This is a genomic window from Paenibacillus beijingensis, assembly GCF_000961095.1.
Lineage (GTDB): Bacteria > Bacillota > Bacilli > Paenibacillales > Paenibacillaceae > Paenibacillus_O > Paenibacillus_O beijingensis.
The window spans coordinates 4,192,709-4,214,795 of sequence record NZ_CP011058.1 but is presented as its reverse complement, the minus strand read 5'-3'; the positions used below and the strand labels follow the sequence as shown (position 1 = coordinate 4,214,795).

At 34.2% G+C, this 22,087-nt stretch carries 14 protein-coding genes; 6 read left to right on the top strand and 8 right to left on the bottom strand.

Annotated features, from left to right (window positions below):
* Window positions 1–10: 10 nt before the first annotated feature.
* The 7 genes from VN24_RS19025 to VN24_RS19000 all read right to left on the bottom strand — a co-directional run bounded on the left by VN24_RS19025 (window position 11) and on the right by VN24_RS19000 (window position 12,715).
* Window positions 11–6,517, bottom strand: coding sequence for a non-ribosomal peptide synthetase (locus VN24_RS19025; RefSeq protein ID WP_045671698.1), 6,507 nt, complete (start codon window positions 6,515–6,517; stop codon window positions 11–13).
* A 37-nt stretch (window positions 6,518–6,554) separates the two neighbouring features.
* Window positions 6,555–6,860 (bottom strand): thioesterase domain-containing protein, encoded by a 306-nt coding sequence (locus VN24_RS28595; protein WP_338012188.1) that lies wholly within the window; start codon window positions 6,858–6,860, stop codon window positions 6,555–6,557.
* Window positions 6,833–7,249 carry a thioesterase II family protein gene (locus tag VN24_RS19020; RefSeq protein ID WP_158453688.1) on the bottom strand — a complete coding sequence of 139 codons (417 nt, stop codon included), beginning with the start codon at window positions 7,247–7,249 and terminating at the stop codon, window positions 6,833–6,835. The genes VN24_RS28595 and VN24_RS19020 overlap by 28 nt, the downstream gene beginning before the upstream one ends.
* 25 nt (window positions 7,250–7,274) lie before the next feature.
* Window positions 7,275–8,255, bottom strand: a complete 981-nt coding sequence (locus VN24_RS19015) for a hypothetical protein (RefSeq protein WP_045671696.1) — start codon at window positions 8,253–8,255, stop codon at window positions 7,275–7,277.
* Window positions 8,256–8,325: 70 nt separating this feature from the next.
* Window positions 8,326–9,510: a DegT/DnrJ/EryC1/StrS family aminotransferase gene (locus tag VN24_RS19010; protein WP_045671695.1), complete on the bottom strand. Its 1,185-nt coding sequence runs from the start codon at window positions 9,508–9,510 to the stop codon at window positions 8,326–8,328.
* Window positions 9,511–9,562: 52 nt separating this feature from the next.
* Entirely contained in the window at window positions 9,563–10,948 is a 1,386-nt protein-coding gene (locus tag VN24_RS27065) for a glycosyltransferase family 2 protein (protein WP_082083916.1), read from the bottom strand.
* Window positions 10,949–12,061: 1,113 nt separating this feature from the next.
* Entirely contained in the window at window positions 12,062–12,715 is a 654-nt protein-coding gene (locus VN24_RS19000) for a transposase (protein WP_202967398.1), read from the bottom strand.
* A 47-nt stretch (window positions 12,716–12,762) separates the two neighbouring features.
* On the opposite strand from VN24_RS19000, the gene VN24_RS18995 reads away from it, so the two are divergent.
* Window positions 12,763–13,284 (top strand): hypothetical protein, encoded by a 522-nt coding sequence (locus VN24_RS18995; protein WP_052703049.1) that lies wholly within the window; start codon window positions 12,763–12,765, stop codon window positions 13,282–13,284.
* 742 nt (window positions 13,285–14,026) lie between these two features.
* On the opposite strand, the gene VN24_RS18990 is transcribed toward VN24_RS18995, so the two are convergent.
* Window positions 14,027–14,371, bottom strand: a complete 345-nt coding sequence (locus VN24_RS18990; protein ID WP_045671693.1) for a helix-turn-helix domain-containing protein — start codon at window positions 14,369–14,371, stop codon at window positions 14,027–14,029.
* Window positions 14,372–14,511: 140 nt separating this feature from the next.
* On the opposite strand from VN24_RS18990, the gene VN24_RS18985 reads away from it, so the two are divergent.
* The 5 genes from VN24_RS18985 (at window position 14,512) to VN24_RS27055 (ending at window position 21,997) form a co-directional block, all read left to right on the top strand.
* On the top strand, window positions 14,512–14,838 hold the full coding sequence (locus VN24_RS18985; RefSeq protein ID WP_045671692.1) for a hypothetical protein: 327 nt from the start codon (window positions 14,512–14,514) through the stop codon (window positions 14,836–14,838).
* A gap of 159 nt (window positions 14,839–14,997) precedes the next feature.
* Entirely contained in the window at window positions 14,998–16,332 is a 1,335-nt protein-coding gene (locus VN24_RS27060) for a TniQ family protein (protein ID WP_082083913.1), read from the top strand.
* 130 nt (window positions 16,333–16,462) lie between these two features.
* Window positions 16,463–19,147: a DDE-type integrase/transposase/recombinase gene (locus VN24_RS18980; protein WP_045671691.1), complete on the top strand. Its 2,685-nt coding sequence runs from the start codon at window positions 16,463–16,465 to the stop codon at window positions 19,145–19,147.
* 6 nt (window positions 19,148–19,153) lie between these two features.
* Window positions 19,154–20,299: a TniB family NTP-binding protein gene (locus VN24_RS18975; RefSeq protein ID WP_045671690.1), complete on the top strand. Its 1,146-nt coding sequence runs from the start codon at window positions 19,154–19,156 to the stop codon at window positions 20,297–20,299.
* 156 nt (window positions 20,300–20,455) lie between these two features.
* A complete protein-coding gene (locus tag VN24_RS27055; RefSeq protein ID WP_082083910.1) occupies window positions 20,456–21,997 on the top strand; it encodes a TniQ family protein in 1,542 nt (513 codons plus the stop codon).
* Window positions 21,998–22,087: the final 90 nt, after the last annotated feature.

Here is a 22,087-nt window from a genome sequence, read left to right as displayed (position 1 = left end):
CCTCCAATGTTTAAAAAATGAAATTAATATTATTATTATCAGAAATAAACTCCAGATATTTACTTTTTGTACGAAAATCAGAGATTTTCATATTTTGATTTACAAAAATCATTTTCAAAGCTTCACAATAATCTTCTAAAATTTTTTTAATCGTTTCCTGCTTCCAAAGCGATAATGAATAGTCTAAATTCAAATGGAGACCACTATCATTTTGTTTTACAGTAAGAACTAAATCAAACTTTGCAAGGTGCATTTTAGGTTGGAAATAATTTACATCAGTTCCCTCGATATGAATTCCCTCAAACTCAAAATTTTGTAGGACAATCATCACATCAAAAATTGGAGTTCGACCAGGAGAACTTTTATAATTTAACTTTTTTAACAACTGTGAAAACGGATAACTTTTATGAGTAAAAGCATCAACTAAATTACTATTTACATCACTTAAAAACTGCATCAAAGTTATTTCCGATTCTATATCTTGTCTTAATGCTATTGTATTAATGAACATTCCAAGCACGCTAGAGAATTCTACTTGAGGCCTTGAAGATACAGGAGTTCCGATAATAATATCGTTGCTATCGCTGTATGTATATAAAATTAAATATAACGCTGAAATTAGACCAGTAAATAAAGTTTGGTTATTATTACTCAAGCTTTGGTTAAGATTTATAAGCCATTCTTTATTTAACTGAATAGAAGTATTTCCACCTTTTAAATTCCGTATAAGCGGTCTTTTAAAATCGGTTCGGATATCAATCTGTGAAACAGGTTTTTCAAATTGAGTGATCCAGTAGTTTTCATCATCCTGACTATATTCAGAATGTATAGAACTCCAACTTAAATAGTCGGTATAATGGAGGTTTACTTCTGACAGTTCCTGGCCTTCATATAATCTACTGATTTCATCAAAAAATATTTTTAAAGATACTCCATCTGTAATAATATGATGGATATCAAACATAATTATTGTCTTTTCACTCAACAAAAGAATTCTTACTCTGACCAACGGAGCTGTATGAAGATCAAATGGTTGCATGAATGATTCTAAGGCTTCTTCTTGGGATAAACCATCTTGATTTAGTATTTCAACCTTAAATTTAACATCATAATTTATTTTCTGAACTATTTCTTCATCATGCCATTCGAGATATGTCTTAAAGACAGAATGCCTGTTCAACACTTCTATAATTGAATCTTTCATTTTAGTTACGTTTATAGAACCTCTAACTTCAAAATAAACTGGCAAGTTATATGCAAGATCTCCTCCATTAATTTGTGTTGCAGCATAAATCATACTTTGCTGGTGAGAAAGCGGGTAGTAGTCTCTAGCTACTGTTGGCAGAATCAAACCAGCCTTTATCAGTAAATTGTGATCAACTTTTTCATCTATTAATTCAATTGTTGGGTATTCATAAAGAGTTCTTAAAGAAACAACTTTCCCTGTTTTTTCTTGAAGTCGATAAATAAACAGAGTTGCCTTGAAAGAATTCCCACCTAATTCAAAGAAATTATCACGGATTCCAATAGGCTCTATGCCTAAAATTTCCTCCCACATCTCCACTAAAAATTTCTGAAAAATAGTTTTAGGTCCAAGATAGTTCAATACTTTCCTTTCACTCATACTTGGTTTGGGTAACTTTTTAATGTCAGTCTTTCCACTTGGAGTTAATGGTATACTACTGACCTGTACGTAAAATCTTGGGATCATATAACTAGGCAATTTTGAGTATAAGTATTCATTAATTTCGGTAATGTTTATATTTTTATCAGAGACAAAATATAGACAAATTGATGCCTCATCCCCCTCATCCTCTGTATTTCCTAATATAATTGTAACAACCTCTTCAACTAAATTTGATTGGAGTAGTTGGTTACTTATTTCATCCAATTCGATCCGGTATCCTCGAATTTTAACCTGACTATCAATTCTTCCAAGGTAATCAACTTCACCATTCTCTAGCCATCTTCCCTGGTCACCTGATGCATACATTTTTTTACCTTTCCTAAAGGGATTATCGACAAATTTATCTTTTGTTAATTTTTCATTATTTAGGTAACCTTTAGCAAGCCCATCTCCAGAAATATATATTTCACCGGGAATGCCTGTTGGCTGCATATGAAAATTTTCATCTAGTATATAAATCTCCATATTTCCTATCGGGTTACCAATTGAAATATCGCTGACTTGTGTTATATGTTTAACAGTAGTCCAAACAGTCGCTTCCGTTGGTCCATAAACATTATAAATATCTGTTTGATTTAAGAAGGAAATAGATTGATATAGAGATTTTGAAAGAGCTTCTCCTCCGATTATAAGCTTTTTTAGTTTCTTTAAACTCTCTATATTATTCTCATTTTTTAAAAACAATTTTAACCTTGATGGCGTTATTTGTAAGACACTGATTTCATTATTGTCGATTAATTTTGCAATTGCATTTACATCTTTTTGTTCAATATGATTTGTCAAAACAATAGATATGCCAAAAACTAGCGAAAGAAATGTTTCTACAATTACTGGATCAAAAGAAATGGTAGTGATAGATAATATAGTGTCCTTTTCATTCATTCCTATTTTTTTGTTAAAACTATGAATGAAATTATTAACCGCTTTATGGCTAACAACAACGCCCTTTGGCTTGCCAGACGAACCTGATGTATAGTAAACATATACCGGATCGTCAACCACATTGGTATTGATTGGCTCTTTTAGACTGTTCTTATATTCTAAAGTTACCATATCCAAAATACTAATTCTTTGATCTGGTATAATGTCTGAGTATAATTCCGAAGTTGTGATTATTGCTTTTGCTTCGCTATCTTCAAGCATGTATCTGACCCTATCTGTAGGCAATTCTGGATCAATCGGCAAAAAGGCCGCACCTGACTTAATAACACCCAACATTGCTACAATCATATCCGGGGAGCGATCTAATAATATAGCTACTATTTGATTTCGACCTATATTCATTCTCTTTAGTAAATTAGCAACTTCATTAGAAAGGTTATTTAACTTTGAATACGTAAAAGATAAATCACCGAAGTTTACAGCACTACTATCTGGAGATATTTCCACTCGTTCTTTAAATAATTGTTGAATCACTTTTGTTTCTGGATATATTTCTCTTATTGGTTTATGAAATAATAAGTTGGAAATATTCTCATCTGTCAGATATAACTCATTTATATATTTTACTCTACCTTCTACGATTAGTTGCAATATTTGCAAGTAGTGATACATGAATCGTTGCATAGTACTTTCTTTAAATAAAGATGAACAATATTCCAAAATAAACTCAATTTGACCACTCTTTTCGACACCATATAAAGTAATATCTACTTTGGAACCTACTATCACATTTTCAAAAGAAACGATCTTTAGGGAACTGTCCTCACTCAATTTAATTGATTGATCATAATTTTGATAAATAAACATTGTATCGAACATGGGGTTTCTATTTGTATTATGAATATGACTTAATTTCTCGACCATTTTATCAAATGGGTATTCATGATTACTTAAAGCCCGAATAAGAATATCTTTCAACTCAATTAAATATTCACTAATTTTTTTTGATTTGCTTGGATGAGACTTTATTGGTAAAGAGTTAGTAAATAATCCAAGCATCGATCTAATTTCACTTCTTGTTCTTCCATTGACAAGTGTACCAACAACAAGTTCTTCACTTCCAGAATATTTTGCCAACAATAGTTTATATGTCATAAAAAGAATGGTAAAAATAGTGGTACCATTTTCATTCGCTATTTTTTGAAGCTTTATTTTCAAATCACCTGATATTTTTTCTGAAATCACTTTTCCTTCAAAACTTTGAATGACTTTTCTTTGAAAGTCTAAATTTAAATCATATTTTGGGTTTGCTGTTAAATCCATATTCATCCAGAATTGTTCTTTTTGACGAATTGTTTCAGATTTAAAATAATCATCTTCCCACACTGCATAATCTTTGAATTGCAGCATCTGATTAAAATTATTATTTCGCCCTTCATATATTTGAAATACTTCATTCATCATTAACATTTGTGATGTTCCATCTGTAATAACATGATGAACATCAATTCCTAATAAAAAATCGTTTTCGTTTGTTTGTATAACAATGCCTCTCATAAGAGGCGCTTTATCAAGCTTGAATGGCTTAACAAACTTCTTGAGAATATCATGTTTATCTAGATTTTCAGTTTCATCAAGACGAATATATTTTAAATAGAAGGGAACGAATTCATGAATTTCTTGAAGATAAGTTTCATTTTGAAAATGAAACGAAGTCCTCAGAATATCGTGTCTTTGTAAAAGCACTTGGAAAGCTTGCTCCAAACGGACAATATTAAGTTCTCCTTTGAGTTTTATTAAAAGAGGATTGTTATAAGTGCAACCTATACCCTCCATCTCATTAATTAATAACATTCTCTTTTGAGAAGACGTTACTGGATAGCATTTTTTTATTTCGGCTCTAATTATAGGAAAAATATTAATTTTTTTAGATTCTTTAATAAAGTCAGCAATCAAATTCAATTTTTGTAATTCGAAAACCGTGCTAACCGGGACATCAACTTCAAATACACGATTTATCTCTGCAACTAGCATTATTACATGAATAGAATTTCCACCAGTATTAAAAAAAGAATCATTTATTCCCAGGTTGGTTATGCCAAGAATTGTTTTTGAAATTAATAACAATTCAGCTTGGATCCTTGTGAGAGGTAAACTCTTGTTTTGAAAATTAGTATCCATATCTGTTGCGTATCTCAAGGTTTGATCAATAATCTCTTTGTATTTACCCTCAAGATATTTTCTTACAAGTTCCGTTCTTTTTATTTTACCAATTGATGTTTTTCCAATATCTTTCTTCTGGAGTGGAATGATTTCACTTGCTCTCAGTCTGAAATTTTCGATTAACTTTTTTTCTATTTGTATAATTTGATTATATATACTAGTTATGTCTTTTTTTTCTGAACAGTAAAATATAACTAATTTGTCCGTATCGGAATTTGAGTCGCGCACACTAATCGCTGCAGTAAAAGTGGGGACCACTGCTTCTATTGTTTCAATTACATACTCAATATCAGACGAATTATAGTTATTTCCATTAATAACTATAATATCTTTTATTCTCCCTGTTATTGTTAACTTTCCATCACTTACAAAACCAATGTCACCTGTATCAAACCAATTATCTTTAGTGAAAACTTGTTTGTTCAAAGCATCATTGTTATAGTAACCACATGTCACATTTTTTCCTTTTACTTGAATGTTACCTATCAAATTTTCTTTAATTACTTTTCCTGCTGAATTTACAATTCGTATAGCCGAACCTGGAATGGGATGACCTAATTGCACAAACTGAGATCCGGAACAATTAGAATCTGATAGTTTCACTAATTCACCATAATTAAATGAATCTAAGCAATTTACCCCGGTACTGCTATTAAAGCAATGTGAATATACCATCCCGGAACTCGTTTCAGACATTCCCCATGAAGGAAAAATACTGTTGTCGGATAAACCAAACTGTGCTAATAACTCTAAAAATCTTCTTGAAGTTGTGGGATTAATTGCTTCTCCACCATTAAGAATGAATTTCATATTACTTAAATCCCAGCCATCAATTGTCGAGGACTGTTCTAAAGATTGATTGATTAATGAAAAGGCGAAATTTGGCGCCCAGGTAATGGTGGCCTTATAGTTAGAAATGACATCAATCCATCTAATTGGTTTGGCCAAAATGTATTCTTTTCTTATAATAATTTGCTTAGCCCCACAATAAACATCTCTAATATGGAACATAACAATCCCGCCCACATGCTCAAGCGGCATCCAATTAACCGAAATATCATTAGAATTGAAATCGTTCATTTGAACAACTGCTTTTTCCAAATTTACGATGTTTCCATGAGTAAGTGTAATTCCTTTTGGGGCTCCTGTACTTCCTGACGTAAACAAAATAACTGAAATATCATCAGGTTTGGTTTCAATCTCTTTCTTCGGTTCTTTTCCTACTAAACTATCAATATTTAGTATTTTATTTTTATTATGCTGTGTTTCTAGAAAGGAAGATATAGATTCGATCAACTGATTATTTGTTAGTACTATTGCTCTATCCATTACACCCAGAACATTTAATAGAGTTTTGTTATCAGAATTAAGCACCTTAAAATTATCTGGAACATTTAATATTACTGGAATAATCCCACCGAGTACACAAGCCCAGAAAATTATTATAAATTTATAGTTATCATCTAGTTGTAGAACTAGTTTATCTCCTTGCTTTAAACCACTTTCATTTAGACAAGTTAAATATTTACGTGCTTCTGCTAACAAAATGGAATATGAAATCTGTTTCTTATAACCTTCTTTATTTAAGAAAATAATTTCCTTGTCGGGGTGCTTTTTTGCCGTATTTACTAAAAGCTCTGTCAAAGTAAACGGGTAAGAACTTTCATCAATAATAGGTTCCCCATAACAAACGGAATCTTTAATGGTTCCTCCAGTTTCTATCATATTTCTAACACTCCTATACTCTTTATTTACAATTAAATTACTCCTTATTAATTAATTTTGTTACTTCATATACAACTCCCCGTGGATCACTATGAATAAAAAAATGCCCACCAGAAAACCCTTTAAAATATGTTGTCGGGCCAAAATATTGTTGCCAATCCTTTACTTTTCTTCCAAAAGGTTTATCATCCATTCCAAAAAAAATAGCCGCCTCTGATTCAAAATGCCTATCAAGCTTCCTGAAAGAATGGGATTCAATAAGTTTAAAATCACTACGTATTAAAGGCAAAAAGATATTTATTATTTCTTTCTTACTTAATAATTCTTGTGAAATACCTCCCAAAGAAATAATATATTTAAGAAAATCTTCATCCGATAACTTATGTATATTCGAATTTTATAAAGATGTGGAACCGATGCTCCTGAAAAAATCATTTTTTTAGGTTTGATATAATCTAAGTTATATCGGTAACATAACTCATATAAGATTAGTGCACCGATACTGTGTCCAAAAAAAGCTACTGGTGAGTCATCAATATACTTTTTTATAATTCCGTAAACATCATCAACCATTTGTTCAAATGATTCATAGTTAGGCTCATCATGTCTTAATCCCTTTCCAGCTAATTCAATTGGGATAATCGAAATATTTCCAGGCATATACTTCTTCCAATGATAATAAAAAGCAGAAGATGAGCCAGAATAGGGAATGCAGAATAGTTTAATTTTCAAAAAGAGTTTTCCCGCCTTCGTATTATTAGATAATATTTTTTTTAAAATGGTTCATACTATTTTCTCTTAACATTTCATATATTTTACCTTCTTTGACCTTCAATTCTTTGCATTTGTTTATTATTTCCTTCTTATCGTTTTCTTCAAATGAAATGCTATATCTTTTTATAAAAAATTTTAGAATACTAAGCTTTTTAGAACAATCTATTAATTCATTTATTAAATCTGAACAACTTGATTCATTGAATAAATACAAAAATCTAATAAAAATTAACCTAGATCCAGATAACAAAGAAACTGCATGAACAAAATAAAATAAAAAGTCACTATCGCGATCTGATTGGCAATCAATATCATAAAAGTAATTCACTATTTCCTCATAGAGTGATAAATCATCCTCAACATTCATAAAATACTCACGGTATTTAATAATTATTTCCTCGGTAAAATGTTTATCTAAATCATTTATTTGATAAGTTGGTCTAATTATTTCTTTGCTATAAGAATTTTCTATTATATTGATATCGTAGGAATAACCTGAGAAGTCAGGATAACCATCGTCAATAATGTGCAATTTTTTTGTTGTATTTGTATAGTCATAACCACTTATAAAAACATAATGTTGAGTGTGTTTCTGTTTATATACCCATTCTCTGTGCGGTAAAAAATATTCATCACACTTAATTAGCAATACTTCCCCCTTATTAATTTTCTTTTCAAAATATGATAATGCATTATCAAATTCATTAACCAATCTACTTTCGAGTTTTATGCTAATTTTATTTAAGTCTTCTATATTTATGCAATTAGTTTTATATGCCCAATAAGGATTTTTATTTAATACAATCTGATTATAAATATTTTTTGTATTTTCATATGAATTATAAAGCAACCAATCTATCGGTGCTCCTAGATATAGGCAATAATGAAATATTTTTGTTTTAATACAATCGAAATAATAATTAATATCATATCGAATCAACTTCTCAAGGTTTATTTTTTTCATTTTGCCTCCTATCTTACTTTCATAATTGATATTCATTCACTTTAGTTAATTAACCTGAATATTGCGAAAATTAAAGTTTAATTAATTGCTTAGCCGCTTCACGACAACTTTTAATTAATAAAGTAACATCCTCTTCATTCAGATCTGGATGAATAACTAACAGTACAGTTCTACTGAGAATATCTAAGGTTTGAGGACACATTTCCTTTGAGTAACTCATGTTTAGATTTTGGTTTTCTGGTCTCTTATAAGGATTCATCAATGGGTGATGACTTCCCCGCTTTTCCAGTATAGTTTGCCACCCGGTATAAACATGTTTTCCTGTATCTATCGGGAGCCAACCATTTACTCCTTTAGAAGATGCGAATTTGCGAGCACACTCTTCATTTAAAAACAGTAAACCCACTGTTGTTCCACAATCCCCATCATCATCATATGACTTAATAAAATTGATGTCACTCTCTGTCGAAAGTTCATTCATAATTCGTTTTTTAATATTTCTTAAATCTTCCAAAATTCCATCAAGCCTCTTCAACTGTTCTCGCAATATTGCCCCCATGATTTCACTTGCCCGATATTGAACTCCTGCAAAAATAGGTGTTTTAAGTCTGTTTGAAAATTCTCGGAACCCACTACCGACATCATGATAGATAAGAGCTCTCTCGTACACTTCTTTTAAAGACGTAACCATCGCTCCGCCTTCGCCAGAACTAATAATTTTGTATTGATTAAAACTAAACGCCCCTGCATCACCAATAGTTCCAAGCCTTTCCCCTCTAAAACTTCCACCAACTGCCTGACAAACATCCTCTATTATTCTCAAATTATAAAGCTTCGCCAGTTCTTCTATACGTTCCATATTACATGGAAAACCACGCATATGGACAGGAATAACAGCTTTTGTATAGGGGGAAATCTTTTTTTCCATATCAATCGTACAAATCGTTAGGGAATCATCAATTTCCACAATTACTGGAATAGCTCCAACTGCCAGCACTGCGATTGCAGTAGATACAAATGTATACGATGGAACCAAGACCTCGTCTCCAGGTCCAATTTCCAAGCCGACCAGCGCTGCAATTAATGCACTTGTTCCTCCCCCCGATAGCGCTAGAGAATATTCAATCCCCAATTTCCTTTCGAATTCTTTTTCGAAATTTTCTACTTCTCTACCTTTATCATTGATACGAAACAATTCCTTGCTGTTAATAACTCGTGTTACAGCATCAATCTCTTCTTGACCAATTCGATACATTATATCCCTCCATTTAATATCCAGGCTTTTTTTATTTACCAGGCTTTTTTATTTAAGTTATTGATTCTTTACTAATAATGCTTAATTTAATTTTTGAGTCAAGGTTAATAGTTTTATAGTTTAGACCCAATTTACTAGCTTTTTCAAGTAAAGAAGCATGACTAGTCCATTCCATTCTTTCAATCCGTTTAATTACTGGATTTAAATCCATAGTGTGAACAAAATATACTTTTTTTGATATACGAACTGTCTCTTTAATAAAAGCTTCTAAGACTGCTGGTTCAAAATATCGATGAAAATCAGTTACAACAGTTACATTAAAAAAATAATCGTCGAATGGAGTGTCACATCCTAGCATATAATGTATTCGAATATTTTCTAAACACTTCTCTAATTTCTGTTGTATTTTTTTGTTATGCACAAAAAAGTGAGAGTATATAGATTTTGATAACCAATTATCACCATTATAACCTATAAGCAAATTGTTTCCTTCAGACTCAAATGTTGAGTTTACATATTCTATTATTTTATCTTCGTATTTAGGAATAAGATGACAAATATCTAAACAATTAAATCGATGTAACATTAAATTAAAGTCAAGAGTATATGGACAGTTCAAAAACAATTCCGTTTCAAAGCTATTATTTTTTTTATGCATTTTCTTTAAATTGATTACGTTGTTTTTGATTTTTTCATCCATTGTCTCTAATTGTCGGTGAGGTAGATGAAATGCGTATGCCTTTTGTTCGGAGATAAATTTTGCTTTTTTCTTAAATATTCTATAACAAAAGTCTACATCTTCCCCTCCCCAACCCATAAATGATTCATCAAAACCACCAACACTTAGTACTAAATTACGATCTACTGTTAATGCAGCAGTATTATATCCTACTGTCCATGGAGCGGGATATCGACTTAGATTATTATTTACCATATCAAAAAGACCAACTCTGCAATCAACCCATGATGGATGATTTATCAAATTTCGGCAAATTTCATCAATATTCTCAGGGTTTATATTAGCAGCTATAGTAATATCATCTTTTGTCAGATCAAGAGACTTTCCAATTAGATAATGACTTACTACTAGTTTCCTAGACCTTGAAAAATGTTCTGATACTTTTAAAATAAAATAATTGGGAATTAGCATTCCGGAATCTAAAAACACCAGTATATCTCCAGTAGAATTATATATTCCTATATTACGTGCTTTTGCTCGACAGGATAGTTTATCTCTTTCTCTATATATGTATATTAAATTAGGTATTATTTCTCTATATCTACTTATTAATTCATCAGAGCGTTCATTTGATCCATCATCGATTACAATTACTTCTAGTTTAATTTTATTTCCTAATATTTGCTTTGATATAAACAATAAGGTTTGTTGTAAATTTTCTTTACTATTATAGGTAGGAATTATGATAGAAATGTTCACAATACATCCCCTTTCGTATTATTCAAAATAAGTTTTTAATATAAACTAAGTGGAAGTATTTAGATTTAACTTAACAATCATAAAGGGGAATAGTCACATGTTTAAATAGGAATTATGGCCAACTATGGTTTAAATTTGAAGTTAATATTGAAAGTACAAAAGGAAAGTAAGATTCTAGGAGTTAGTTTTTATAATTCCATTATAAACATGACGTTTCATGTTGTCTACCTTATCGTGAAATTTATTTTCTACACAAACGGATACTTTATCTGACAGGAAGATTTCAAGTGGTACATCAATATCGTGTAGATCTTCGCAAAACAAAGAGTCAATACTCGTCCAGATGCCTTAATTTTCATGTGACAAAACCATATACTGCTTATTCTCGATCTTCTTAGAAAAGCTTCTTGATTACATCGCACTTTTTTCCCTATTACCGAGATAGTCTTAGGTTTATAATATCCGTAGTTTTTTGATGAATGAGGAGGGTGCATAAAGGGATTGTTTTTTAGTAGTTTCTAAATTATTGGTGGGGGAATCCATGAAGGTCGAAAAAAAGGATCCCGTAACTGCAAAATCTCGTGTTTGAATAGGTCCTAATTCATGTCACCGGCTTTGCCGATACTGTGCCCGGTTAACCAAACTTTTTTTCTTGATAAGGAAGTGATAACTTCTATTTTTCCACTGTTGTGGCTGCGAAACATATAGATTAGCATTTCGATGCATCTGAAAAAAGTTGTTCTGGTGAAAAAGCACGAAAACTTGAACAAAAACTGAATCAATAAATATAGCCGCCAAACTGTTGCGGAACTAATACCTAATCCAGAAGAGCGGTAAGCTAACATTCACAGTGGCTTAGTTACCTATTAATGACAGCCGCAGGTTAATGCTGTAGCGCGATGTCTATAATTTTCGTAAAACTTTTCCGGGAAATATTGAATTATTTTAAGAGGTGACAGCAAACACGCAAACACGGATTCCGCGAACTAACTTCTGTGCTCCATCTATATACGGTCGCTACTGAACAATCGCCCATCCTTTTTTCAAAGAGAAAACAAGCAGCGCGCTACGCAACGAATCGCCTAGTACTGGACTGCTTAAGTTATCCGTCAGTTAGCGACACAGGACCTTACCGGCATACGTCCATTTGAATGGTTTAGCCATGCTCCTGTTGAAGTATTGGATAAAGGCGAGAATTTGCTCTTTCAAGTCTTGAACGGAGGTGAAGTTTCCTCTACGGATCAGACTCCGAACCAGGATGCTAAACCAGATCTCAATTTGGTTGAGCCAAGAACAGTGTTTGGGTGTATAAACAAACCGGATGCGGTGTGATCGATCTCTCAGAAAGGCCGTTCGGCTATCTTTCGACTTGAGAATGCCTTCTTTGCCTTTGATGCCCAGCGTCGTTTCATCGATGCCGCAATGTCGTGCCACGAGACGAACGATGCCCTCCGAGCGAAGCGTATCGAGTTGGTCCGTGACCAGCACCCATTCCCCTTCCGGGTCTTGGGCCAGCAACTGCTCCACGTGCCTGACAAAATCATCTTCGGTTCGTGTATCACCTACGGATGACCGGATGACTTGACCAGTGGCCACCTCCAGATTCGCGATCAGGCATTGCGTACCGTGACGCACGTATTCGAACTCTCTGCGCTCCACCAGTCCCGGTTTCATCGGCAGCGTGGGATAGAGACGTTCCAGCGCCTGAATACCTGTCATCTCGTCGATGCATACGACATGAACGTCGATCTGATGCAGAATGGGCAATTATGTAAAATTATGTAAAATCCAAGAAAAGAGGCAATGCCATTATTATGAACCCGTATATTCTTGATGACTCATTATTGGAGAATTTCAAGCAAGCCGTAAACGACCATGATGATTTCTTAATAAATACCTATGGCGACTACAACGGCAAAAACCTATGGAACCTGATTTGCTCATCAAAGGACTGGCTACATGTCAGTGTAAATGGTCTGCCTTTTATTGCTTTAAATCATGCTAACGATGATGTCCGGACGTTAAACGTTTTACAGTTAATAATGACCTATGACCTTGTTGTCCAAGCCATTGAACAGCTCCTCCGTATCTTTGAAATGAAGCATCCTTTCAAGGAAGATCACTCGGTATTAAATAAGTCTGTTCCAGACGATACATACTTTGCACAGATCAGGGCTTGTTTTGGGGCACATCCGGTAAATCTCGATAGTTCGGATGGGGTAAAAAGCAATGCAAAGGGCGGTACTATATGCGCGGAGAGATACTTCGCAACCTTTGATAGATTCCCCTCCCCTTATCCAAGCAGCTGCGGGAATTTCTTAAGGATGGCGGCATGACATGGATCACAAACTATGATTTTCTTCCCTTCACCCATGCTGATAAACTTTACCTCAAGGTTGTAGGTGACATCGGGCTTCACCTCCTTTGGGATGAAGGATGAGGTGCAAACCGAACAGGTACCATGGAACTGTAAATAACATTGAATACAAAATTGACCGATGTCAAGGTTCATGTTACTGAATAACATAGAGGTTTCGATTGAACAAAATGCGCAGATCTTCATTTGGATTCCTCCTTATTCTTGAACGCAAAAAACCACATGATGAGACAGACCCTTCTCAGGGTTGCTATCATGCGGTGCTTCCGCATTCCAACTATTCACTTAATTTCAATATACCCCAACTGTCGTTGGTAGGCAAGAAATTTATTTATTTACGATGCGAAGCCATTTATTAAACAAAAAGTCCCACGCTGCACATCGCAATATGCGCAAGAAGGGAGAGTCATGTAGCAAGTGAGAAGGAACAATTGCTACTTAATAATAATTTGTCATATAATCTCTCGAACCTAAAGCGAATTTGATCTTTACAGCAACTTTGATTTTACATGAAAACCAAAAAATATCGACTCTGATTAGGAAGTCAACACTCATTTGTTATTCTTTCTAAGGAACTTGTAGTGGTAAAGACCTCGCATCTTAAGTTATTCAGTTGTAAGTCAAATTTGCCGTCAAATTATTTTGTTCTCAGTGATCCTAGAAGTGGTCATAAAGAGATTTTTCAAATGACTTGAAATTCACTAATCTTTCTTACCAATAATCTCTTTCAAAAATACTATCACTTTTTTTAGGTCCCGGATGGACATGGTCCATAAACGTTGATTGATTATATATATAATTTCGTCCTTTTCGGATCTTGTACGATATCCGTTATCACTTATTAATAATTCATAGATTTCTACTTCTAGAGCATCCGCAATTTTTTGCAAATTTGTAATCGTGATATTCTTTTCCGATCTTTCTACCCCACCTATATACGAAAAATGGAAGCCTGCTTTTTCACCAAGTTCCTCCTGTGACAACCCTCTTTCTTTTCTCTTTTCCCTTACACGTGTTCCAATTAAAGTAAGGATCCGTTTATCCATCACTACACCTCAATTAAAAGTGTAAACAAACTGGATAGAGGGATACATCCACTTATATATATCAATTCATATTATTAATTTGATATATATATGTATTAAAATTGAGTGTATTGCCAATAACTATTACCGAGGTGATCGATATGAATCAAAAAAATAAAATCCAATTTGGGTTAGCGATGGTTACACCAAAAGGCTTGTTATTCAACAATAAGTTCTATTCGAATCAAGCGATGATTAAAAGTAAATGGTTTGAGCTTAGTGAAAGGGAGGGAAATTGGCATGTCCCAGTGCTGTATTCGCCAGCTTTTCCAACCAAACTCTTTTTATTTGATATGAATTCCATAGAGGTTGCTACTGCAATAGAACACACATCCTCTATTTCAAAAGAAGAAGTTGAAACTTATTTTCAAGTGATGTCAAATCTAAAGGAGCTTTTTGTAGAACAAAAAAAAGGGGAGGACAAATAAGACAAAATCATAAAAATCCAATTCAACCTTGAACCTTCCAGATTAAGCAGTTTCGGGTTAAAAGACGATTTTACTTATTTCTCGAGAGGCTGATAGACGTTTATTTTAAAATGAAATTCTATATTACTAACAGTTTTGTCGAAAGAAACGGTGATAGTTATGTTCAAGAATGTTACTTTTGAAACTAATGAGTTGCTTTGTTATCCAGAAAGAAGTATTCTTTATCAACTCGAGCCTCTAAAGATCGGCACTCCTTACTGTGAATCTTTGACCAGTTATATACAACGACTAGCAGAAGCTCATAGTATTTCCTTGTCATCTTTACTTAAAGATTGTATTGCACCAACCATTAACTTAGACTATATCCTTGGAGATTCAAGGCGCGGTTGTTCAAGATTTTTAGAACGAGCTAATGCGATAAATAGTAAGGATGCTATGAGTAGTTATTGTATTAATGCACTGGGGTCCCTTACAAAATTATCTAACCTTTCTCTTTTAACGCTTCAACGCTGGGGTGATCTTCTAGTGTCAAAACCTTTATGCAGAAGTAATAAACAATGGTGTTCTTCCTGTTTAGCTGAGATGGCAGAACAAAATCAGCCGATCTATGAGCCGTTGCTATGGTCAATTTCACATATCAATGTTTGTCCTATTCATGAAGTATTCTTAGATGACATATGCCCACACTGTAATAATCACCCTCCCCTACTCTCTAATAATTCATATGTTGGCTTTTGCTCATTATGTGGACAATGGCTTGGTATGAAACGTAACACGGTTGTTAAAAGATGTTCTGTAAAGCAACTTTGGATATCAAAATCAATAGGGGAATTAATATCAGATATTAATTTTTCACCTCGTCATGGAAGTAGAGAGAACATTAAACATAGTTTTCAAAGGCTATGTAGTCAACTCGCCGACGGCAATGTTGAAGCATTAAGTAAAGTACTCTTTATTCCACAAAGCACTTTATTTGGCTATTGCTGTGGAAAGTATGTCCCTGTTTTAGATACTTTGCTTAATATATGCTATAGCGGGAATGTCTCACTAGTCGATTTTATACTTGGTCGTCCATTCATATATTGTAGAAGTCGTATTCCCCCTACAGTTCAGTTAAAAAAAAGAGCAGAAATAGAATGGAAGTATATAGAGCGGAAATTGGAATATATGACCTCCATATCACCCCCACCGTCTTTGAACTCTGTGTCTACGTGCCTCAGAATAACTACCAAAACATTAAAAAGAAGATTCCCCGATCTCTATCATTTACTTAAACAAAATTATAGGGATTATGTTTCTGAACGTTCTTCTGATCGGAGAACAACAATTATGACAAAAGTTCGAGACTCAACTTTTGACCTATTTTTTCAAGGCATAACTCCGACCGCAAAAACCATTGAAAAGAAAATAGGAAAAAAGGGACTTTTAAGGGAAAAATTCGCCTCCCAGGCTTGGAAAGAAACAAAAAAAATAATCTATGGGTGTGAAGATTGAATTTACTTTTATGTGTCAGAGTTTTTCCAAGAGAAAAACGATTCTAACTCTTTCAACTGGTCATGAATAATTTTTTGACTCCTGGCAATATTATGATCAGTAAGGAATTTTCTAATTTGGAGGGAAAATTATGATGAATCCAGAACAATTTGAAGTTTGGTACATTAAAAATCAAATTACAGATAAGGGAAAGAAAAAAATAGAGAGTATTAGGAACTCTCAACCAGTTCGAAGAGTAAAAAGCGGAAAAAAAAATGTTTCTGGGATATATCCAAGTCGTAAAATGGGGGTTTCGATTCAATTTGAAAGCCATAAGTTGGAGTTGTCCTTCATTTACCTAGCTGAGCATGATCCTAAAGTTATAGAATTTTTTGACCAACCAAGCTTCGTGGAACTGGACTATATCGGTACAATCAGAGGAGGAAAGAAAAAACGTAAGGTTTTTCAATACACACCTGACTTCTTTACGATTGAAGAAAGCAGCGCCGGATGGGTCGAATGTAAAACGGAAGAGGAACTTCAGAAGCTATCCCTGGCTGATCCCGAACGGTATTGTAAAGATGAAAATGGTTACTGGCGCTGTCCTCCAGGTGAAGAATATGCAAAAGCTTACAACTTGAAGTTTTACGTTTTTTGTTCAGACCAAATCGATTGGGTTCTCCTAAGAAATTTAAAGTTTCTTGAAGCCTACTTTGAACATCATGCACATGCAAATAATGATTCAATTGCCAAACTCATTTCAATCGTAGAACAGGAGCCGGCAATACTGTTGCAAGATCTGTTGGAAAGAGCAGAGGAATTAGCAATAACCTCCGATAGTGTTTACAGTATGATTGCAGCAGGTAGTCTTTATGTCGATTTGAAAAAATACGTATTAGCTGAGCCTCTATATACCCATGTATTTACCGATGCTGAGAAAGCCGCTGCATATGTTTATTTCACATCGAGTAATAATGATTGCGTTGCGAATGAGATCTCAAGTGTGGAATTGGAAATTGGAAAAAGTGTTGTTTGGGACGGAAGAGATTGGGAGATCATTAATACCGGTAATACCATGATCACCATACGTTCCGCCAAAAATGTAATTGATCTTACATATGATCAATTTGAATCATATGTAAAACAAGGAAAACTGAAAGGGATTAATCAATCTATCCTGTCTCATCCCGAAGTTCATGAAGCTTTTCTGAAGGCTAGTAAAGAAGAATGCCGGAAAGCAAACGAACGGTTCCAAATTATCCAACCATATCTTGAAGGGCAGATTGTAGAAAAACCAACAGTACCATCACGTACGATTCGTTACTGGTTATCTAAATACCGACTTTATGATCAAATATACGGTAACGGATTTATTGCTCTTTTGCCAAAAGATCATGAAAAGGGAAATCGTACCAAAAGGTTGCTCTTTGAAACACAAGACTTAATGGCAAAATGGATTGAAGCCCATTACGAAACATTCAAACAAAAAAAGATTGCAGAGGTTTACGGAGATTTTTTACTTGAATGCAACGCTAAAGGAATAAAGGGTTGCAGCTACAAAACATTTGTGAAGGCTGTGCGCTTACGTCCAACTCATGAACAAACAAAGAAAAGGCAGGGAGAAAAGGCAGCTTATCGATTTGAATCGTATTATTTAGAATATCACCTCTCGACTGTTCGGCATGGTGATCGCCCCTTTGAGATTGGACATATCGACCATACTGAACTGGAGATCGAGTTAATTGACTCTCACACGAAAAAAAATCTCGGTCGACCTTGGGCAACCTTTTTGACTGATGGGTGCACTCGAAAATTCCTTGCAATATACGTCTCATTTGATCCCCCGTCGTACCGCTCTTGCATGATGGTTTTACGTGAGTGTGTAAAAAGATGGTCACGTCTGCCTGAAACCGTTGTTGTAGACGGTGGAAAAGAATTTTCAAGCGTTTATTTTGAAACCGTACTGTCAGCATTTAAAAGTGCAAAAAAACAACGCCCAGCAAGTAAAGCTAGATTTGGGTCTGTTTGTGAACGAATATTTGGCATGACAAACACAAGATTCATTGACAATCTCACTGGAAACACACAGATCACCAAAAATGTACGTCAGATTACAAAAAAAAATAATCCGAAAAAACTGGCAATTTGGACATATGGAAAATTCACTGAACGTCTCAAACAGTTTGTGTATGAAGTTTACGATCAAATGAGTCACCCTGCTTTGGGCGGTCAATCACCACAGGAAGCATACTTACTCAGCATGAAGCGCTGTGGGGACCGACCATGGATGATGATTCCATACAACGAAACATTTCGCATTTTAACCTTGCCGACATCAGACAAAGGTACTGCAAAAGTAGAGCCTGGTAAAGGTTTCAAAAATAATTATATTTACTACTGGTCGGATGCATTTCGGAATCCTGAGGTCGAAGGAATGCAAGTTCCTATTCGCTACGAACCATACAATCTAGGCATTGCTTATGCTTATGTGAATAAGCGATGGACACAATGCATATCGGATTACTATGCGGTGTTTAATGGGAAGACGGAAAAACAAATTCAAATCGCTACCAAGGAATTAAAAAAGAAATTTCAGAATCATACCCAGCAATTCAAAATAAATATCAAAATCCTTGCGGATTTTTTAAGGGATTGTGATTCTGATGAGTTGTTGCTGCAACAAATGAAGGACCAAGAAGTACACCAAAATGTAAAAGTCATTCCTGGAGGAAAGGAATCAAAAAACAACAACATGCAAGATTATGTCAAAAAAGTCACGATTGATTTTGATGTTGAGGCAGAGTTTGATATTCAAGAACGTTACGGGGAGTTTTAAACGAAAATGAAAAACGATCGATTTCATGGAGGATTTCCGAGTGAATTGCTTAGCAAATCAGTAGAAGAAAGAAAGGCTTACTTTGAGCAAAAAATAATTCAACATCCCAAACTTGAGGAAGCCTTTCTTGATGCAAAAGTGAAAATTCTCAAAAATAAAACACCTTTAGTTCTATTATACGGACCAAGTGGTGTTGGAAAATCGACGCTATTAACTAAGCTTCGAAATGACATAATCACCAGCCTGATGCAGGAGCTTGAAGTTGATAAAGAACGGATACCTGTTGCTTACTTTGAGGCAAAAGCTCCAGAATCACCAAAATTCAATTGGGGAGATTATTACAGAGCAGGTCTTATGGCCTTACAGGAGGTCAGCATCGATAAAAAAATCATCCCTTTCCATCAAATAAAACACGATATCGCGAAATCCTCATCAAAGGAGACCTATTCTGCTCTTAGATGGGCTTATGAATCGGCGATTGTTCATCGACGTCCATTAGCATGTATCGTGGATGAAGCCCAACACATCGCAAGGATAAATCGAGGCAGCAAAGTTCATCATCAAATGGATGTCATTAAATCATTGGCCAATATCACCAAAACACCACATATATTGGCTGGCTCGTATGAGCTCTTAGGGTTTCGAAATCAAAGTGCACAGTTGAGTAACCGTAGTTCAGACGTTCATTTGGCCCGTTACAAGGCAGAAGACAAGAAGGATTTGCGGCAGTTCAAAATCCTAGTTGCTACATTAGAAGATCACCTCCCTGTTCATGAAGTCGACTTGCAATCTAACTGGGAATTTTTGTATGAACGCAGTATTGGATGCGTAGGTGTTTTAAAACTATGGCTTGAGAGAGCCTTTGATCAATGTTTAAATGAGGAAGGTAATAACGGACACTTCCTCTCACTTTCACATTTAGAACGTACTGCTCTAACCGTAAAACAATGTATTACAATGGCTAAAGAGGCACGAGAAGGAGAAGTCCAGTTATTAGAAAGTGAAGAAGAGCGAGAAAATTTAATTACAACTCTCGGACTAAATCTTACTGAATTTAACAAAAACGATAAAAAGCCTGCTAAGGAATGTAATAAAAAACTTAAACGGAAGCCTGGTGAAAGAAAGGCAAAACGTGATCCAGTTGGCCAATGAATTACGCCCTAGTCTGCATATTAAATTTGTACAGAACTATGAACAATAACCAAATATGCACACTTAGGAACGCTCTATATGCGTATAATACTGTATTTTTCGGGAATACTTTCATTATGTTTGGTATTTATCACCATTTTAATAGAGGTGTGAAGTATGGATTTCTATTCTGAACATAATCAAATCATTAACATCCCGGAGCGAACTACTCTTTATTCGCTAGAAATCCTATCCGAAGACACGGGCTATATTGAAAGTCCCTTCAGCTATATGCTCAGACTGTCCAAAGCTCATTGCCTTACCTTTAGATATTTTTTATATAAATTCAATCTTCAAATGGGACATTACAAGCGTTCTGCTTTATCCTTGTCTAAATTGCGAAACATTTTGGGTAAAATTAAATATTTAAATTCCTGCGAAAAACTTGTAAATCTTCATTTTGAAAACTGGGATAGTTTATTTAACACTCGCGTTCTTTTTAGAATTACAAGGCAATGGTGCCCTTTGTGTTTGTCTGATTGGAGCCAATCAGGTAAACCAATTTTCGAACCATTTTTGTGGACCATTTCAGATTGTAAATGCTGCCCTATTCATAGGGTAAATCTAACCTCTACATGTCCAAATAAAAAATGCAACAAACTGATCTATTTTTTAGAAAATCAAGATTATGGTTATTGTCCACACTGTAATAATCCACTTTGGGGTTCTCCAACTCTTATTTTCACCGAAAAAAATGAGCTAATTAAAAGTAATATGCTAATGAATTTAATTCAGTTAAGCCAACAGAATAAATATATTCTCAATATTGCACAAATTATTAATAAATTCGGCAGTACTGAAATGCTTAAAAAAGTGAAATCTAAACCAAGCATTAGTAGATGGAAAAACCGTCCAGATAGCATCTCTCTAAGTTCGTTTTTAAATGTATTAATATCCCTTAATGTTCATATATCCGAAATTTTTCTAGATCATGATCCTAATTGGGCACCAGAGAATATAAGGGTATCGGAGCTCCTTAATATCTTGTTATTGAAAAAAGAACCTCTCACGATTAAAGAACTAACGACTTTTACAGGTTGGCATTACCAAAAATTACTTCAAAACTTTCCCGATGTTATAGAAAGAATGCTCTTACGAAAAAGCGCAGGAAAAATCAAAAGTAGATCTGATGTTGATACGCTCAAAGAGAAAATGCTTTTAGAGATTATATACTGTCAATATACAAACATAGAAGCATTCAGTAAAAGTATCAATTTGTCTCAAAGAACCTTGAAACAACATTGTCCTGATTTATACCAAAAACTTTTAGAAAAATACAAATTGTCAAGGCAAAGAAAAAATGAATTAAACACAGCTTTAATATCTTTGGAACTTGATAAAGCTCTACTGAATGAGAGCCCTGAATCCTTAACCTCAATAGCTAAAAGAATAAAATGTCCCCGTCATATCCTTAAACAAAGATTTCCAGTACAAGTCAAATTAATAGTAAGTCGGTTTAAAAATAATTTAAAAGATAAATCAATTAGAAATAAAAAAGAACTTGAGATAAGGTTACTTAATGCAGTAGATGAATTACATAAGGATGGCCAATATCCTTCTAAAAGAAAACTTATAGAAAAATTAAATGTCAATTTTACACATCATAGCGAATTGGTTGCCCTTTGGCATTATCGCCTGAAAGAGTTAAGATATATATAAACTCTGCAGAAGGAATTAGGCGACTACCACGTAATCGATCCCCCGTTTGCCGAGTCGGCTATCGCCGGCATGACCGTGGGGATGGGCATC

Bases quoted from the DNA above. Each gene is read 5' to 3' on its own strand.
- VN24_RS19025 (WP_045671698.1), bottom strand. From the start codon at position 6,517: ATGATAGAAACTGGAGGAACCATTAAAGATTCCGTTTGTTATGGGGAA.
- VN24_RS19015 (WP_045671696.1), bottom strand. From the start codon at position 8,255: ATGAAAAAAATAAACCTTGAGAAGTTGATTCGATATGATATTAATTAT.
- VN24_RS19010 (WP_045671695.1), bottom strand. From the start codon at position 9,510: ATGTATCGAATTGGTCAAGAAGAGATTGATGCTGTAACACGAGTTATT.
- VN24_RS18995 (WP_052703049.1), top strand. From the start codon at position 12,763: ATGAACCCGTATATTCTTGATGACTCATTATTGGAGAATTTCAAGCAA.
- VN24_RS18990 (WP_045671693.1), bottom strand. From the start codon at position 14,371: ATGGATAAACGGATCCTTACTTTAATTGGAACACGTGTAAGGGAAAAG.
- VN24_RS18985 (WP_045671692.1), top strand. From the start codon at position 14,512: ATGAATCAAAAAAATAAAATCCAATTTGGGTTAGCGATGGTTACACCA.
- VN24_RS27060 (WP_082083913.1), top strand. From the start codon at position 14,998: ATGTTCAAGAATGTTACTTTTGAAACTAATGAGTTGCTTTGTTATCCA.
- VN24_RS18980 (WP_045671691.1), top strand. From the start codon at position 16,463: ATGATGAATCCAGAACAATTTGAAGTTTGGTACATTAAAAATCAAATT.
- VN24_RS18975 (WP_045671690.1), top strand. From the start codon at position 19,154: ATGAAAAACGATCGATTTCATGGAGGATTTCCGAGTGAATTGCTTAGC.
- VN24_RS27055 (WP_082083910.1), top strand. From the start codon at position 20,456: ATGGATTTCTATTCTGAACATAATCAAATCATTAACATCCCGGAGCGA.